Annotated in this window: 12 protein-coding genes and 1 pseudogene; 8 read left to right on the forward strand and 5 right to left on the reverse strand. The window is 40.1% G+C overall.

Annotated elements, in window-relative coordinates; genetic code table 11:
- Positions 1-50 precede the first annotated feature (50 nt).
- Together H6G75_RS06035 and rlmN are read left to right on the forward strand one after the other, a co-directional pair.
- The gene (locus H6G75_RS06035) at positions 51-497 is read left to right on the forward strand and encodes a hypothetical protein (protein WP_190979055.1); all 447 of its coding nucleotides are present in this window, start codon (positions 51-53) and stop codon (positions 495-497) included.
- Between the two features lie 72 nt (positions 498-569).
- Positions 570-1,637, forward strand: coding sequence for a 23S rRNA (adenine(2503)-C(2))-methyltransferase RlmN (gene rlmN / locus H6G75_RS06040; RefSeq protein WP_190979056.1), 1,068 nt, complete (start codon positions 570-572; stop codon positions 1,635-1,637).
- 75 nt (positions 1,638-1,712) lie between these two features.
- Here rlmN and H6G75_RS32885 read toward each other — a convergent pair whose 3' ends face one another.
- Positions 1,713-1,895 (reverse strand): replication restart DNA helicase PriA, encoded by a 183-nt coding sequence (locus H6G75_RS32885; RefSeq protein ID WP_242051467.1) that lies wholly within the window; start codon positions 1,893-1,895, stop codon positions 1,713-1,715.
- A gap of 484 nt (positions 1,896-2,379) precedes the next feature.
- Positions 2,380-4,311, reverse strand: a complete 1,932-nt coding sequence (locus H6G75_RS06045) for an ATP-binding protein (protein ID WP_190979057.1) — start codon at positions 4,309-4,311, stop codon at positions 2,380-2,382.
- 971 nt (positions 4,312-5,282) lie between these two features.
- Here H6G75_RS06045 and H6G75_RS06050 point away from each other — a divergent pair.
- Entirely contained in the window at positions 5,283-5,690 is a 408-nt protein-coding gene (locus H6G75_RS06050) for a response regulator (protein WP_190979058.1), read from the forward strand.
- Positions 5,691-5,809: 119 nt separating this feature from the next.
- On the opposite strand, the gene H6G75_RS06055 is transcribed toward H6G75_RS06050, so the two are convergent.
- Together H6G75_RS06055 and H6G75_RS06060 are read right to left on the reverse strand one after the other, a co-directional pair.
- Positions 5,810-6,700 carry a cation diffusion facilitator family transporter gene (locus H6G75_RS06055; protein ID WP_190979059.1) on the reverse strand — a complete coding sequence of 297 codons (891 nt, stop codon included), beginning with the start codon at positions 6,698-6,700 and terminating at the stop codon, positions 5,810-5,812.
- 239 nt (positions 6,701-6,939) lie between these two features.
- A complete protein-coding gene (locus tag H6G75_RS06060) occupies positions 6,940-7,689 on the reverse strand; it encodes an ATP-grasp domain-containing protein (RefSeq protein ID WP_190979060.1) in 750 nt (249 codons plus the stop codon).
- 83 nt (positions 7,690-7,772) lie between these two features.
- Here H6G75_RS06060 and H6G75_RS06065 point away from each other — a divergent pair, with 83 nt between their 5' ends.
- Positions 7,773-8,123 carry a hypothetical protein gene (locus H6G75_RS06065; RefSeq protein WP_190979061.1) on the forward strand — a complete coding sequence of 117 codons (351 nt, stop codon included), beginning with the start codon at positions 7,773-7,775 and terminating at the stop codon, positions 8,121-8,123.
- A 97-nt stretch (positions 8,124-8,220) separates the two neighbouring features.
- Here H6G75_RS06065 and H6G75_RS06070 read toward each other — a convergent pair whose 3' ends face one another.
- Positions 8,221-9,219, reverse strand: a complete 999-nt coding sequence (locus H6G75_RS06070; RefSeq protein WP_190979062.1) for an RNA polymerase sigma factor, RpoD/SigA family — start codon at positions 9,217-9,219, stop codon at positions 8,221-8,223.
- A gap of 415 nt (positions 9,220-9,634) precedes the next feature.
- Here H6G75_RS06070 and H6G75_RS06075 point away from each other — a divergent pair, with 415 nt between their 5' ends.
- The 4 genes and pseudogenes from H6G75_RS06075 (at position 9,635) to H6G75_RS06090 (ending at position 16,713) form a co-directional block, all read left to right on the forward strand.
- On the forward strand, positions 9,635-11,125 hold the full coding sequence (locus H6G75_RS06075) for an AMP-binding protein (RefSeq protein WP_190979063.1): 1,491 nt from the start codon (positions 9,635-9,637) through the stop codon (positions 11,123-11,125).
- 40 nt (positions 11,126-11,165) lie between these two features.
- Positions 11,166-11,597, forward strand: a pseudogene (locus H6G75_RS06080) (filamentous hemagglutinin); the annotation flags it as partial.
- A 60-nt stretch (positions 11,598-11,657) separates the two neighbouring features.
- Positions 11,658-14,144, forward strand: coding sequence for an S-layer family protein (locus H6G75_RS06085; protein ID WP_190979064.1), 2,487 nt, complete (start codon positions 11,658-11,660; stop codon positions 14,142-14,144).
- Between the two features lie 91 nt (positions 14,145-14,235).
- Positions 14,236-16,713: an S-layer family protein gene (locus H6G75_RS06090; RefSeq protein WP_190979065.1), complete on the forward strand. Its 2,478-nt coding sequence runs from the start codon at positions 14,236-14,238 to the stop codon at positions 16,711-16,713.
- Positions 16,714-16,758: the final 45 nt, after the last annotated feature.

The following is a 16,758-nucleotide window of genomic DNA, read 5'->3' on the forward strand; positions in this document are numbered from 1 at the left end:
AACTATCAGTTAGATTTGAAGCGAATAGTAATCAAACTTCAGGACTGATTATGAACAGCTTTTATCAAGTACAAAATAAGTCTTTTGCTTTCATTTTAGCCACAGCTTCACTACTGTCTGGAATCGTTGGTATATCTTCATCTGCGAGTGCTGCACAATTAGAATCTACTCCAGTTTCAGCAGTTAATAATCAGACGATTGCCCAAGCATCTAATTGTCCTAGTTCTACAGGTGGTGGTAGATTAGAAGCTTATTTTGAAACTAAGAATTTTCATATCTATATTTGTAAGAGAAGAGGCAACCTGTTTTACACTGGAATTGCTAAATCAACTGGTAAAGCTATCCGTTCCCTACCTACTTATTCCGAAGAAGGTGTAGGATATGTAGCTCGGAATAATAACTATGAATATGCAGTTAATGGTGCATCCCTGGAGATTCTCAAAAATAATCGGGTGATTCAATCAGAACGAGTTATTAGATATGTAAGCGGATACTAAAAGTTAATATGCAAATTCCTGGCGTGACAGCTTAGGATAGAGATCCAAGTTTAAACTCGTAAGTCTCTTCCTATGTCTGTTACGCCATCCGTTTCTCAAGTTGACTCACCCACCACGGAAAAATTAGCAATTCCTCCCTTACTCGGTGCTTCGGTTAGCGAGTTAACTGCTTGGGTACAGCAGCAGGGACAGCCGGCTTACCGAGGTAAACAGTTACATGATTGGATTTATCATCAGCAAGTGCGATCGCTTGCTGATATTTCCGTTTTTCCGAAACAATGGCGTACAGAAATTGCAGATATCCCTATTGGTCGTTCTACCATCCATTACCGTAAAGTTGCACCAGATGGTACAGTCAAATATCTGCTGCAACTAGCTGATGGACAAATTATCGAAACTGTAGGTATTCCCGCCGATAAGCGATTAACTGTCTGTGTTTCTACCCAAGTGGGTTGTCCGATGGCTTGTGATTTTTGTGCGACTGGTAAAGGCGGCTATAAACGCAACCTCGCCCGTCACGAAATTGTTGATCAGGTGTTAACTGTCCAAGAGGATTTTCAAGAACGAGTTAGCAATGTGGTGTTCATGGGTATGGGTGAACCGTTGCTAAATACAGATAATGTCTTAGCCGCCCTGACATCCTTAAATCAAGATGTGGGTATTGGACAGCGAATGCTAACTGTTTCGACAGTGGGAATCCGCGATCGCATTCGTCAATTCGCCCAACATCATTTGCAAGTTACCTTAGCGGTAAGTCTCCACGCCCCTAACCAAGCCCTCAGAGAACAACTCATTCCCAGCGCCCGCCCCTATCCTTTAGCAGATTTATTGGCGGAATGTCGGGAATATGTCGCCATTACAGGCCGCCGTGTGACTTTTGAATATATCTTGCTGGCTGGTGTCAACGATTTACCAGAACAGGCCTTAGAACTAGCACAACGTCTGCGGGGCTTCCAAAGTCATGTTAACTTGATTCCCTACAACCCAATTCAAGAAGTGGATTATCAACGCCCTAGCCGCGATCGCATTCAAGCTTTTGTTAACGTTCTTCAACAACAAAAAATTGCTGTGAGTGTACGGTATTCTCGTGGTTTAGAAGCCGATGCTGCTTGTGGACAGTTGAGAATGAGTAAAAAGTAAATTGCAGTGTGAAGTTATGAATTTTGAAGTATGAAATTAACTTACTCATACTTCATTTTTTTGCCTTTTTACTTTTTATCTTTTACTTAGTTGAATTCCAGGGGCGTACGCTTCAATGACTTTACCTGTACGGGTACAACTAATCATCAAGTAATCACAACTTGAGCATTGTGTCCGTGTTAATTCACTATCTAAAATATAATAACGCTCCGCTTTACTGCCACAATTTGGGCAGTAAATATGGTGTACTGTCTGCATTTTTTAACCCCTGGAGATAACTATTTTTTGTTTTAGAACTGTTAGTTTAAACTTCGGTCTTAGTTTTAACCAACCTAACAAACAGTCATAAGTTTGACTGATAATCTTAAGAAAAATTTTAGCTAGGAAACTTTTGCAGTGGCTCTATTTATTATCTTAATATTTAGGTGCTTTTACCATCTCACTTTAGATATATAAATTTACTGTTAAGTGGTTTGTACTTAGAAATGAAATGATCCCTATGATTAAAACTTTGAGAGAGCCTTATTTTTACTCATTCCAAATTTATTACAAAGTTATTTATGTATTCAAAAGTTAATCACCAAGGATTACTGTATATTTGGTAACAAAATCCCGATTTTAAACTTTACTTAATTTTTATGAATACGATAGATGCCGGAATAATATGGAATTTTTCAACTTGTAGGGGCAAATGGCCGTTCATCCCTACTGATGCTGATATTTTTGATTTTGACTAAAAAATTTACTGCAAAGGTAGTCTAATACTGAAAGTAGAACCTTGTCCTTCTCCCAGACTGACAGCTTGGATGGTACCACCATGAAGTTCTATTAAATGACGAGCGATCGCTAAACCCAAGCCTAAACCACCTTGTTTGTGAGTGCGATCATCTTGGCGGTAGCGTTCAAATACATAAGGCAAAAATTCTGGGCTAATGCCAATACCTGTATCAGTGACAGTTATTTCAGCATCAGATTCTTGACGCAATAGTTTTACATTTATCCGTCCGCCGTTTGGGGTGAATTTAATAGCGTTGGAGAGTAAATTACCTAAAACTTGCAGCAAGCGATCGCCATCTCCAGTTATGGTTGCTATAGAATGATCAATCACAGATTCTAGATGAATGTTTTTCGCCTGGGCGCTGGGGTAAGCAGCCTGAACAGCTTGACTGACAATCGCCCCTAAATAAACTTGTCTCAATTCTAGTTGTAACTTACCTTGCAGAATCCGAGACATATTCAGCAAGTCTTCTAAAAGTTTTGCTTGCGATTGGGCATTACGTTCAATTGTTTCGAGGGCTTGGTTGATATTTTCGGGACTCAACTCCCTAGTCCGGAGTAATTGTGTCCAACCTAAAATGGCATTTAAAGGCGATCGTAAATCATGAGATACCATCGCCACAAACTCATCTTTAGCGCGGTTAGCAGCTTCCGCTTCCGCACGGGCAGCTTGTTCTAATTGCAATAACCTCTGGCGTTCTGCTTCTACAAGTTTGCGTTGGGTGAGATCCAGCACAAAGCAAGCACTATCACCTCTGTAATCTGTATCATCAATTCGCGCAATTCCAATCAGCACCGGCACACGCTTACCATCTTTGCGAAAATATTCCTTCTCAAAAGGATTACAAACTCCAGAAGTCTTCAATTCTTCAACTTTTTGCTGATCAAGCAAATAATATTCTGGTGGAGTTAAAGTATCCCAACGCAGATTTCCTGTTTTTAATTCTGCACGACTGTAGCCTAACAATTCTAAAAAAGCATCATTAGCTTCATAGATCAGACCGCTAAAATCACCAAAATAAATGCCAATCACATTCGATTCGACAATTCTGCGAAATTTGGTTTCACTTTCCCGCAGTGCCACTTCATGATGTTTGCGAGTAGTAATATCATAAGCTGTACCAACAATTTGACGTGGCGAACCATCTTCATTTCTGGTAAATACAGTGTCTCGACTGTAAAACCAACACCATTGGCCATTAGCATGGCGCATCCGGTATTCAAATTCCAAAATCTCGTTATCTTGAATTACAGCGACTTTTTGCAGATGTAGAAAAAACAAAGGCAAATCTTCGGGATACATTAACTGTATCAAGAATTCCTTCCCCAAATCTTGAACCTGCTGGGAAGTATAACCAAGCAATCTATTAACTTGACCATTAAGATACAGATTGCGTTGTTCTAGCAAATCATAAACATACAAAATTCCTGGTGTTGTTTCAGCAATGCGTTCGATAAACTGCTGACTTTCACGTAAGCGTGCTTCACTTTGCTGTAATTCTTGCCGCAATTTGACTTGTGCTACTGCTGAGTGAATAGTTGAATGCAAACGCCCCGCTGTTGTTTGCCCTTTAACCAAATAATCATGAACACCACTTTTCATCGCTTGAACAGCAATGGCTTCATTACCATACCCAGTTAACATTACTACGGCTGGAACTGGTTTTGCTAGTTTCAGCAATTCTGCCAAAAATTCTAGCCCATCCATATCTGGTAATAAAAAATCTAATAAAATACAGTCTGTTGGAAATTGGCGATATAGTTCTAAGGCTTTCTCTCCTGATGCTGATTCGAGAATAGTGTAATTATATTCCTGGTCTTGCAGCAGATAGCGACGATAAGCCTCACGGTCTTCAGGGGAATCATCAATAATTAAAACGGTCAGCAATTGCACCATGACTAGTTGCTTGCAGCATCAGGGAAAATTAAAATATCTAACCAACGAGTTATAAAAATTTCAAATCTTTATACCTATTGGTGGATATCAATTGGCAAAAAATATAGTTATTCACACAATATCGATAGCATATTTTATCTCTTTTGGATAAGAAACAACAGTCAAGATAATTTAGACCTTACGCACAAAAGCTGTCTGTGGAGATTGGCTGTAGGAGTTTTGGATACATACACCCCTATATCTCTATACCCCTCCTCTTCTATAATTGTTGCATCGGTATTATTTTGAGAATTTTAATTAATTTAAGCGAATTATAGCAGTAAAAAGTATTATTTTTTACATAAGTCTAAGTCTTATTGGAAGATCAGTGATAAGTCATAACATAAAAATTTAAAATCATTTGTTTCATTGAATGTGTGAAAAAATTGTCTACTCCCTCCCTTTATAGATAATTTCAAAAATTAACTCAGTTTACTATTCTCCACCAAATTGGTTTTGACAGGTTGCGGGTGTTCAAATCCCCGAATTTTTGCACAAGTTGGGGATTTATGACCTATCATAATTTTCGTGCCAGAATACGATAGTAGTCCTCAATTAATTAAAAACCAATCTGCTCCCTATTCTCTGTCTACAAAAGTAGAGTCAGAAATCAAATCTGATTTCTATATATCTTAAGAGATAAGACTTAAGTTAGAGGATGAGTCAGCTTAATCATCTGTTATATTAAACAGAATATTAATTAGAGTATTATTTATTTTGTCTGTAAATAATTATTTACAAAAATTAATTGATATAGTAAATGGAAGTGCCAGCAAGTAAAAAGTATTAAATACAAATTACCCTGGATAAAACAATATTTTTTATGTAAAATTTGCTGTAAAAGCATTAAAATTATTAATAGTATGATAGCTGAGGAAAAACAAAAATTTCACTTGGAAAAATCAGCATTTTTCAATCTTAACGGAGATTGTATGGAAGCTCCTCTACCGCTTGCTGGCTTAAATGTTTTGGTAGTTGATGATGATGATGATAGCCGCTTTTACGTCACTACAGTGTTAGAAACTGATGGAGCCAATGTTGTTGCAGTAGCATCAGCCGCAGCTGCACTAGAAGCATTAATGACGTTACAGCCAGAAGTTTTGGTATGTGATATTGCTATGCCAGAGGAAGATGGTTATACACTGATCCGTAAAGTCCGATCGCTCAAACCAGATCAAGGAGGAGGAATCCCAGCGATCGCTTTAACCGCCTATGGTGATACAGAAGATCGTATCCGCGCCTTAGAAGCCGGTTTTCAAACTCATGTTGCCAAGCCAGTTGACCCAAATGAACTAGTAGCGATCGTCGTTAAGTCGGTAACTAAGTGTGAAAATTATTAGGTTACAGGTTACAGGTTACAGGTGATAGGTGATAGGTGATAGGTAATATATCTCTCCCTTGTCCCCCTTGTCTACCACGTCTCCCTTGTCCCCATATCTCCCACATCCCCCACATCTCCCTAACTAAAACTAATCTGTTCAGATTTATACTCTGGTGGTTCAACGTGAATTAATATCCTCACAGGGTGAAAGCGTTCTTCTAAACGTCTTTCCACATTTTCGGTGACGCGGTGTGCAGTTGCTACATCTGGTGCATCTACAATCAAGTGCATTTCGATGAAAACTTGCCTACCTAAAACGCCTCTTGAAGCAATATCGTGACAGTTTAGTACTCCCGGTACAGAAGTTGCAATTTCATGGATTGCTTCTGGTGCGATCGCCATTTGATCTACCAGCCAAGGTAAATTAGCTTGTAAAACTGACCAGCCACTCCAAAACACCAGCAAAGCTACAGGAAACGCCAACACTATATCTAACCATTGAAAACCTAGCCAAACCCCGATTAAACCAAAAATTACCGAAATCGTCACCCAAATATCACTCATCGTGTGCATCGCATCGGCAATTAAAATTGGGCTACCTACACGCTGACCAACTCTCCGTTCGTAAAACGCCACAAAAATATTTACACCCAAAACTATTAGTAATAACCACAACTCAGGCGGTGCAATTCTCACAGGTTCACCACCTTTTATCATCCTCTCAATTGCTCCTTGAAGAATTTCAAAGCAAGCTATCCCTAAAAATGCTGCAATTCCTAAAGCTCCCACCGCTTCAAATTTTTGGTGTCCGTAAGGATGTTCCCGGTCAGGATGTGGCGAAGAAAATTTACTAGCAAATAATCCTAAAACATTATTGGCACTGTCTGTCACACTATGCAAAGCATCAGCTAACAAGCTTAAAGAACCAGTCCAATAACCCACCACTGCCTTTAACCCCATCACCAATAAATTCAGCAGCAGGGTGATTATTAAAACCTTTCTAACAGTCCCCCGATTATCGTAAGTCATAGATATTTTTTAACAGCAAGTTCTATGACTTATAAGTGTAAAACTCAAAATGTTAATTAGGTATAATGACTTTTTGCTTATTTATAATAATTGTCTATATAGACTCTAATGTTTTGTTGAATCTGTTGCAATTTATTTTAATTAATTTCAGACATAAGCTTAGTATTATTCATGCCTCCAGTTTTATCATCAGCGACTTATTATCATTAATTTCTGCAAAAAAATCATTAATTTTCTTTTTAAATGAGTAATCCAGTCAATTCACACCATCGGGTCAAAATTAAATCTGTATACAAAGACTTATCCAAACCATAGCTACCTAAAGAAAAACCATCGTTCCACTCAATCAGCGCAGTTACACCATCTGACAAAACACCAAAATCAACTCCGTAAGCCGCAGTTCCTTCACCAGAAACGTTTAACAACTGGACTGCTTCTGTAATTACGCTGAAATCAACTGCTACAGATGAATTCCCCCAGTAATGTTTAATTCCCACAATCTCACCGCGAATCACAAAGACTCGATACTCTGACAGCCACTCAACAACCTCAGAACAATAAACAGGTGTACGGTGAGATGTTCCTTGCAAATACATTAAATCGCTGGGCGAGGCAAATACATGACCTGTAAATTGCTTTTTGCGATTTTGAGGTTTAGCAAATATGGGTGCATGATCATCATAAATTCGCTGAATAATCTGCCCAACTGTACTTTGCCAAATTTGCCGATGTAGAAATGCTTGCAAACACTGGGGATAGTCAGTGAGATTTGGCAAGTCTACACCTAGCTGTCGCAATGCGCCCAACACTACTGGGATATAACCAGCAACTAATGTGTCAGTAGCCAATGGTAGCTGTCGCCTGTGTAGACGTTTTTCGGTAAAAGTTTCAACCGGAACTCCTCGGTGATTTAACTCCGCCAATAAATCAGCCATTTCCGGTTCCATTCGTCCATTACCCTTTTCTTGGATAAATGCTTTCTGAATCATCTTGACCTTTGGTAGAGATGCCCCAGTCTAGACGAACTCTTCCGGTAACATTAGGTAAGTATCAAACAAATTTAATCAAGCTTATGTCTTCAACTCCTTTAACATTAAACTTAGTTGAAGGTTCTGTATCCTTCAGTTTTTCACCCCAAGCCGCAAGAGAGTTAAAGGCGGCGATTGATCAATTAATGGAACGGCTGAAAGCTGTTGCGGCTAAACCTGCGGCTGGTGGTAAAGTCACACCCCAACCGCCTTTGGAATATCGTTACACTGGTGAGGTATTTTTAGAAATTTTCTGTAATCCTAATATCTGGCCGACTCCCTTTGCTGCTAAAGTTTTGTTGACAGTGCGAGATGTCACTATCCGCTTAACTACGGAAGCTGAACTCACTCGCCTCATTGAAGACATTAACCAATATTTAGAACAAGTTGGGTAAACGAGTAATGAATTGAAAGTGCTGAGTGCTGAGTAAACATACTAATGACCAGCAGAATGGGTGCATCAACTCAAATCAAACATTTTTGCGGGAGGTATCAACTAGCTAAGTAGCCGCTAATTTTATCTTTGTGTCGGCGAAGAGTGCTTAAAGCTTGCAGTTCTATTTGTCGTACTCGTTCTCGACTAATACCCAGTTGTTCGCCAATTTCAGATAAAGATAAGGTATTTCCGCCTGTCAAGCCAAATCTTAAGGTTAATATTTCGCGTTGCTGAGGAGTTAATTTTAATAATAAATCTTGGATATTTTGTTTGAGAAAACTTTGGTCGGCGTATGATTCAGGAGAGATGCCTTCATCTTCTAGCATACTAGATAATTCTGTATCTCTTTCGGGGCCGACTCGTAATTCTAAAGACAAAGGTTGGCGTGCTAACAGTAGATAATCTCTAACTTGTTGCGGTTCTAGAGATAATTCTTGCGCGATGTCAACGGTGGAAGGAGTACGACCTAATTTTTGTGCTAGTTCCCGTTGAGTGCGTTTAATTTTATTGAGTTTTTCCGTAATATGAATAGGTAGACGGATAGTGCGTGCTTGTTCTGCGATCGCTCTTGTGATTGCCTGACGAATCCACCAATAAGCGTAAGTGGAGAATTTGTATCCCCTTTGAGGTTCAAACTTCTCAACACCTCTTTCTAAACCTAAGCTTCCCTCTTGAATTAAGTCCAAAAAATCTAAATTGCGTTTTTGATATTTCTTAGCGATCGAAACAACCAGCCGCAGATTAGCCCTAATCATTTCTTCCTTGGCTTGATAACCTTGCTGTAGTTGTTGCAATAGTTCTGCTTCACTAAGCTGGACATATTCTGCCCATTCTGATTGTGTTGGTTGCTGTTGTAACTGCACAGTTAGTTTTTCTTTGGCAGCCAGTAAATTCATCATTTGTTGGACTTGCTGCCCAAGCTTGATTTCTTGTTCATGACTTAATAAAGGGATGCGCCCAATTTCATGCAGATAACTACGCACTAAATCAGCCTGAGATAATGATTTTCTGGTTGTGTTGCTGACTTCAATCGATTTATCAGATAGGTATTTCATTTTTTTATCATCCCGATAATAATTTCTGGATTGAGCAGAAAATGATTAGCGTTCTAAATATCTAAGGTTAAGTATTCGCTAAAATTTAGCCCGCGATAACTAGATACACTTTTATATTTGAGAATTAACTTTTCTTAATGTAAGAGCTTGATATGACAGAGACTTGTCGAAGATTTGAAAAAATTATGTCTATGGGAAAATGATATCAGGTTTATTTGAGATATGAATAAAAGAGACAAGGGGGACAAGGGAGACAAGGGGGACAAGGTAGAGAGATGTTTATAAATTATTTAGGATTACTACTTAACTAAAAAATAATCAGTATAAATGAAGTTTAAAAAGTTCAGAAAAGTATTTAAAAGTGCTATATGCTTTCAGTAATTAGACTGAATTAAGTATAAATTGGTAAACGAAAGTGAATCTCCCTTTAATTACTCGTGCTGAAGCACATAACAAGAAAACAGCGATTATTGCAGATACAGGCTTATTTACATATCAGGATTTGCTGCAAGCTTCGGGTCAAATAGCGGCAAATTTATTACAAAATACAGTAGATTTACAAGAACAGCGAGTAGCTTTTTTGATTCCGCCTGGGTTTGAGTATGTAGCGACACAGTGGGGAATTTGGCGGGCTGGTGGGATAGCTGTACCACTGTGTATTTCGCATCCAAAACCAGAATTAGAATACGTAATTATCCATTCAGGCGCATCGATTATTATTGCCCATCCGCAGTATGAGGATATCATGCGATCGCTCGCAACAGAACACAATCTCAGATTTATCCTGACTTCGGACACACCACCACATAATATTGTTAATCTGCCAGAAATAGATATTACTCGACGTGCGTTAATTCTCTACACCAGTGGTACAACAGGCAAACCAAAGGGTGTGGTGACAACTCATGAAAATATTCAAGCGCAAGTTACCAGTTTAATTACAGCTTGGGAATGGACATCAAGCGATCGCATTTTACACGTACTCCCATTACATCATATTCATGGCATTATCAACGTCCTCACCTGTGCTTTGTGGGCTGGGGCGGAATGCTATATGTTAAGCAAATTCGATGCAGAAGCTGTCTGGAATCACATTTGTCAGGGTGACTTAACTTTATTTATGGCAGTCCCAACAATTTATGTAAAATTAATCGCCGCTTGGGAAAGCACCACAGTTGAACGCCAACAAAGTATGACCGCAGAATGTAAAAAGATGCGTCTGATGGTTTCTGGTTCCGCCGCTTTACCAGTGCAAGTTTTAGAAAAATGGCAAAATATTAGCAGTCATTTTCTTCTAGAACGCTATGGAATGACCGAAATTGGGATGGCGTTGTCAAATTCTTTACACGGTCAACGTCACGCAGGTTATGTTGGTCAGCCTTTACCGCAAGTAGAAGTAAGATTAGTTGATGAAAGTGGAGAAATAGTACCACCAGAAACACCAGGCGAAATTCAAGTTAAAAGTCCTGGCGTATTTTTAGAATACTGGCAAAATCCCCAAGCAACCGCCAAAACCTTTAAAGACGGCTGGTTCTGCACAGGAGATTTAGCAGTAGTGGAGAACGGAAATTACCGTATTCTCGGTAGAATGAGTGTAGATATCATCAAAACTGGTGGCTATAAAGTATCTGCGTTAGAAATTGAAGAAGTATTAAGAACTCATCCAGATATCCAAGAATGTGCCGTCGTGGGAGTTGCTGATTCTGAGTGGGGTGAGAGAGTATGTGCAGCGTTAGTACTGCATCCCCAATGCCAGTTAACATTAGAATCGTTTCGGAATTGGGCAAAAGAGCAATTAGCAGTTTATAAAGTCCCAACCAAAATACTCACAGTTGCAGAGTTACCCCGCAACGCAATGGGGAAAGTAACTAAGCCAGCAGTTGTTGAGTTATTTCGTGCAGATTAATTAGACATCTCCAAAATATACTATTTTGGAGATGTCTAAATTAACACCAGAAAATTGTATTACTGTCAGTTCGCAGTTTGGGGTGGATGGGACAGTGCAAGTCAATAACGTTGGTGTTGACCCCAATTCCGGTTTAGTCAAACTACCAGAAAATGTCACTGATCCATCGCAGCAAATAGCGAGTGGTTGTGCTGATAATACAGGTAGTAGTTTTGTCGCCACAGGACGGGGTGGTGTACCGCAAAATCCCACGCAGGAAATTAGGAGCGATCGCACTTGGTCAGACACTCGTGATATCTCTGCATTCCACACTACACAACCAGCACCAGCCCAAATACCAAAATCTCCAGAAACAATTTTGCAAGCTACCTCTTGGCGACGTAACGCCCAAGGCAAAATTGAATTAATTGCAAATCAATCTTCTAGTCAGGCACAACAAGCATTAACCTGTTCTGCGTTATCCAAAAAATAATGTTATAAAAAATACTGATTTGGGAATTATGAATACGGAAGAAAAATCAGAAATCCGTTCATGAAATTAACTTTTACTGGGTTTGGCTTTCTTGGTGCAATCTGCATCTGGGCTGTTTGTAACAATAGTGTTCACGCACAAGTAACTCCTGATAGCACTCTCGGTACAGATGTGGATGTTAGTAGTAATAGTTACACAATTAAAAATGGCACTCGTGTTGGCAACAATTTATTTCATAGCTTTAGTCACTTTTCCATCTCTACAGGTGGTTCTGCTTTATTCAACAATGCCACTAGCGTCGAAAACATCTTCGCCCGTGTCACAGGTGGTAGTTTATCAGATATAGATGGCACAATCAGCGCCCAAGGTAGCGCCAATTTATTTCTACTGAATCCTGCCGGGATTTTGTTTAAGGCTAACGCTAAATTGAACATTGGTGGTTCGTTTGTCGGCACAACCGCAGATAGCATTATATTTGCCGATGGGTTAAAGTTTAGCGCCACCAACACCACATCACCAGCCTTATTAACTATGAATGTCCCCGTTGGTTTGCAACTTGGCAGCAATCCAGAGGCAATTACTATTCAAGGAGCCGGACACAATGGCCGTGTGAGTACAATCTTTCAAGTATCGGGACTCAACAGAGGATTAGAGCTACAATCTGGCAAAACCTTAGCATTAGTGGGTGGAAATATTGCCTTGGATGGCGGTTTACTCTCTGCACCAGGAGGGCAAATAGAATTGGGTAGCATCAATAATGCTAATGTTATGCTCAATTCCACTTCCAAAGGGTTTACCCTGAGTTATCCCAACACTGGGAATTTTGGTAATATTACCCTGAGCAAATTAGCTTTAGTATCTACAGACGATATCAATTTAGTAAATCAAGGAAATAGCGGAGCAATCAAAATTCAAGGAAAGCAAGTCAGTATCCGTGATGGTTCTTTGATATTAGTCCAAAATCGGAGTAACCAAGCTGCTGGTGATATTGTTGTTAATGCTACAGAATCATTGAATATTATTGGTAAATCACCTGATTTTAAAAGTTCTAGCAGTTTAGTCAATGACACAGTATCTTCTGCGGCAGCAGGAGATATCATCGTTAATACCCCGAAGTTAAATATTGCTCAAGCTGGTTACATCATCAACCGCACATTTAGCGACGCTTCTGGGGGCAACATTATTATTAATAGCGACACAATAAATGTCAGTGGGTTTGCACTCAATGTCAATGAGTTTGCACCAAACGATTTTGCTCGTTTTGGATCTGTTAGTCAGATAACAGCTAGTTCTTTTAGCGCAGGACAGGGCGGAAATATTTCCATTACTACGCAAGATTTATCTGTTTCAGCCGGAGGCAACATAACAACTAGACTTCATTCTTCAGGTAAAGGCGGCAATGTTAATATCAAAGCAGATACAATTCAGGTATTAGGTGCAGATGCGCCAAGAGGTCTGTACCATAGCGTAATTTCGGCTTCCTCATTCGGGACTGGGGATGCTGGCATTTTGAATATTGACACCCGTACACTGTCTGTTCAAGGCGGTGGTAGAGTATCAACTTCTAGCTTAGTTTTAGGTAATGCAGGTTCATTAACTATCAATGCCTCAGAATCGATTAATGTGAGTGGTATGAAACCTGGAGATTCTGCCAGCTTCATTGGTAGTGCGGTTATTCCTCTGGCTCCGTATGAAAAGATTTCCCGTGCTAATGCAGGGAACACTATAATTAACGCACCCATTGTGAACGTTTCTGATGGGGCGATGATTCTTGTCAAAAATACGGGTTCTGGCACAGCTGGTAATCTGCTCATTAATGCCAATGCCCTCACACTCAAAAATGGTGGAAACATTTTAGCCTCCACAAAAGCAGGTGAAGGCGGTAACATCAACCTGCAACTGCGAGATTTATTACTTATGCGTTATGGTGGCTTTATTAGTGCAGAAGCAGGTGGTACTGGCAATGGTGGCAATATTAGTATTAATGCTCCAGTTATAGTTGGACTAGAAAATAGTGACATTATTGCCAATGCCGTAGAAGGAAAGGGTGGGAATATTAGCATTACAACTCAAGGCATTATTGGTTTAAAATTCCGCGATACCCTGACACCCAGAAAAGACTTAACCAACGATATTACAGCCAGTTCCGCATTTAATGTCAATGGTACAGTAGCGATTAACAATGTTGGTGTTGACCCCAATTCAGGTTTAGTCGAATTACCTGCCAATGTCAGTGATCCATCGCAGCAAATAGCAAGTGGTTGTGCTGCGAATACAGGTAGTAGTTTTGTGGCCATTGGTCGGGGTGGTGTACCACAAAATCCGACGCAGGAAATTAGGAGCGATCGCACTTGGGCAGACATTCGTGATATCTCTGCGTTCCACACCACAAAACCAGCACAAACCCAAATCTCTAAATCACCAGAAACACTTGTGCAAGCAACTAGCTGGCGACGTAACGACCAAGGCAAAATTGAATTAATTGCCGATAAATCTTCTGTAAATTTAGCACCATCATTAACTTGTGCTGCTGTTCATAAAAGCTGAAAAAAACTCACCATAACATTACACAGATACCTTAATAGCAAAATTTACCTTGGGAAAAATAGACACCAAGTAGATAATTTCAAATAAGTTGATGAAAGTAACTTTTGCTAACTTAAGCTTAATTGGTGCAGTCTATATCTTGGCTATTGGTAACAGCCATGTTCAGGCAGAAGTCAAACCTGATGGTACTCTCGGCACTGCTGTGGCTCCTGGGTCTGTAAGTAATAGTTACAACATCACTGGCGGTACTGCTGTTGGCAATAATTTATTTCACAGCTTTAGCCAATTCTCTATTCCTGCTGGTGGTTCTGCCACCTTCAGCAGTAATTCTAGTATCCAAAACATTTTTAGTCGGGTGACTGGTGGTGATGTTTCCGACATTAACGGTTCCATCACAACTAATAGTGGTGTGAATTTGTTTTTGCTCAACCCGGCGGGGATTATTTTTGGGAAACATGCAAGCTTAAACGTTGGTGGTTCTTTTGTGGGAACAACAGCAAATAGCATCAAATTTGCTGATGGCAAAGAGTTCAGCACCAACATAACTCAATCCCCATTGTTAAGTATGAATGTGCCTGTAGGGTTACAACTTGGGGGCAATCCGGGAACTATTTCCGTGCAAGGAATGGGAAATAATAGTAAATTAGACCCCACATCTCCTGTTTCTGGATTAACTAGTACAAATGGCTTACAGGTTAAACCTGGAAAAACACTAGCTTTAATAGGTGGTAATCTCGTTCTCGATAGTAGCTTTCTTTCTGCACCGAGTGGACGAATTGAACTAGGCAGCATAACTCAAGGCAGTGCAAATATTAATCTTACGCCACAAGCATTAACATTTAGCTATCCCAGTAATGGTTCTAGCTTTGGGAATATCCAAATGAGTCAACGTGCTGTTGTATCTGTACGCGGAACAAATCCAGGTTCGATTCAACTTCAAGGTAAACAGATCGATCTTCGGGATGGTTCTTTGCTGGTGGTTCAAAATTTAGGCAACAGTCAAGCAGGAGATATTACTGTTAATGCTACAGAGTCGCTACAGGTAATTGGTAGATCCTCAGATTTTCGCAGTTCCAGTGGCATAGTCAATGAAGCTCTAGTATCAGGAACCGCAGGAAATATTGTGATTACAACTCCAACATTAACAATTGATCGTGGGGCAATTGTTATGAGCCGTAGCTACCGTTCGGCCCGTGGTGGTAACATCACAGTCAATGCTAATGCAGTTTCTGTGGGAGGGGTTGATCCGCAAGATCCATCTACCGTGCCGATATTTGGTGTGCTTGTTGCTGCTGCTTTTGGAAATAAGCCAGGTGGAGATTTATCGATTTCTACTAATAGCCTTTCAATTTTGGGCGGTGCTAATGTTGGTACGAGGAGCTTTTCTAGCGGGAAGGGAGGCAATGTTCAAGTTACTGCTGATACGGTGAATGTCTCAAGTTTGGGTTCTCCTCCTGGATCACTCTTTATCAGTTTGCTATCAGCGAATACTTTTGGCCCTGGAGATGCAGGCGACTTACATTTAGATACTCGGAAATTGTCAATAGAAAATGGGGGTTTAGTCTCAGTTTCGAGTGTAAGTAGAGGGGATGCTGGCAATCTCACCATTAATGCCACTGAGTCAGTTGATGTGAGCGGGATGAAAGACGCAGCAAATCCTAGTTATATTGGAGCGATCGCTCGTTTATTCATCCTGAGAACTCCTACAACAATTATTAGTGACAATACTACCGCTAAAGCAAATGCAGGTAGTGTCACAATTAATACTCCTAAGTTAAGCATTCGTGATGGGGCAAGAGTGTTTGTTGAAAATGAAGTTCAAGGTGATGCAGGTACTTTAAACGTTAATGCCAATACCTTATATCTCAACAATGGTAGTAGTCTTTCTGCATCCACAAAAGTTGGTCAAGGGGGCAATATCAATCTCCAACTCCGCGATTATTTACTCATGCGTAATGGTAGCCTCATTAATGCTGAAGCTGGTGCTGCTGGCAATGGTGGTAACATTACCATTAATTCACCTGTCATTCTCGGCTTAGAAAACAGCGATATTATTGCCAATGCTTTCCAAGGTAAAGGCGGAAATATTGACATTACAACTCAGGGGATTTTTGGGTTAGAATATCGTCCGCAACTGACACCAGAAAACGATATTACTGCTAGTTCGCAATTTGGGGTGAATGGTACAGTCGAAGTGAATAATGTTGGTGTTGATCCCAATTCAGGTTTAGTAGAACTACCAGCAAATGTTACTGATCAATCACAGCAAATAGCAAGTGGTTGTTCTAATACCAATGGCAGTAGTTTTGTGGCCACAGGACGAGGTGGCATACCGCAAAATCCCACACAGGACATGAGGAGCGATCGCACCTGGTCTGATGTGCGCGATATCTCTGCATTCCATAAAACACAATCAGTACAAGCCCAAATACCAAAATCACCAGAAATACTGGTGCAAGCAACTGGCTGGCGACGTAACGCAAGCGGAAAAATAGAGTTAATTGCAGAGAAATCCGTTGTGCGATCGCAACAGTTATTAACCTGTACGGCTAAACCCAAAATTGAATAACGTTATAAAAGCTACCAAAATGGGAATGCTATATACGTAATCAAA

The organism is Nostoc sp. FACHB-280 (assembly GCF_014697615.1).
Lineage (GTDB): Bacteria > Cyanobacteriota > Cyanobacteriia > Cyanobacteriales > Nostocaceae > Nostoc_B.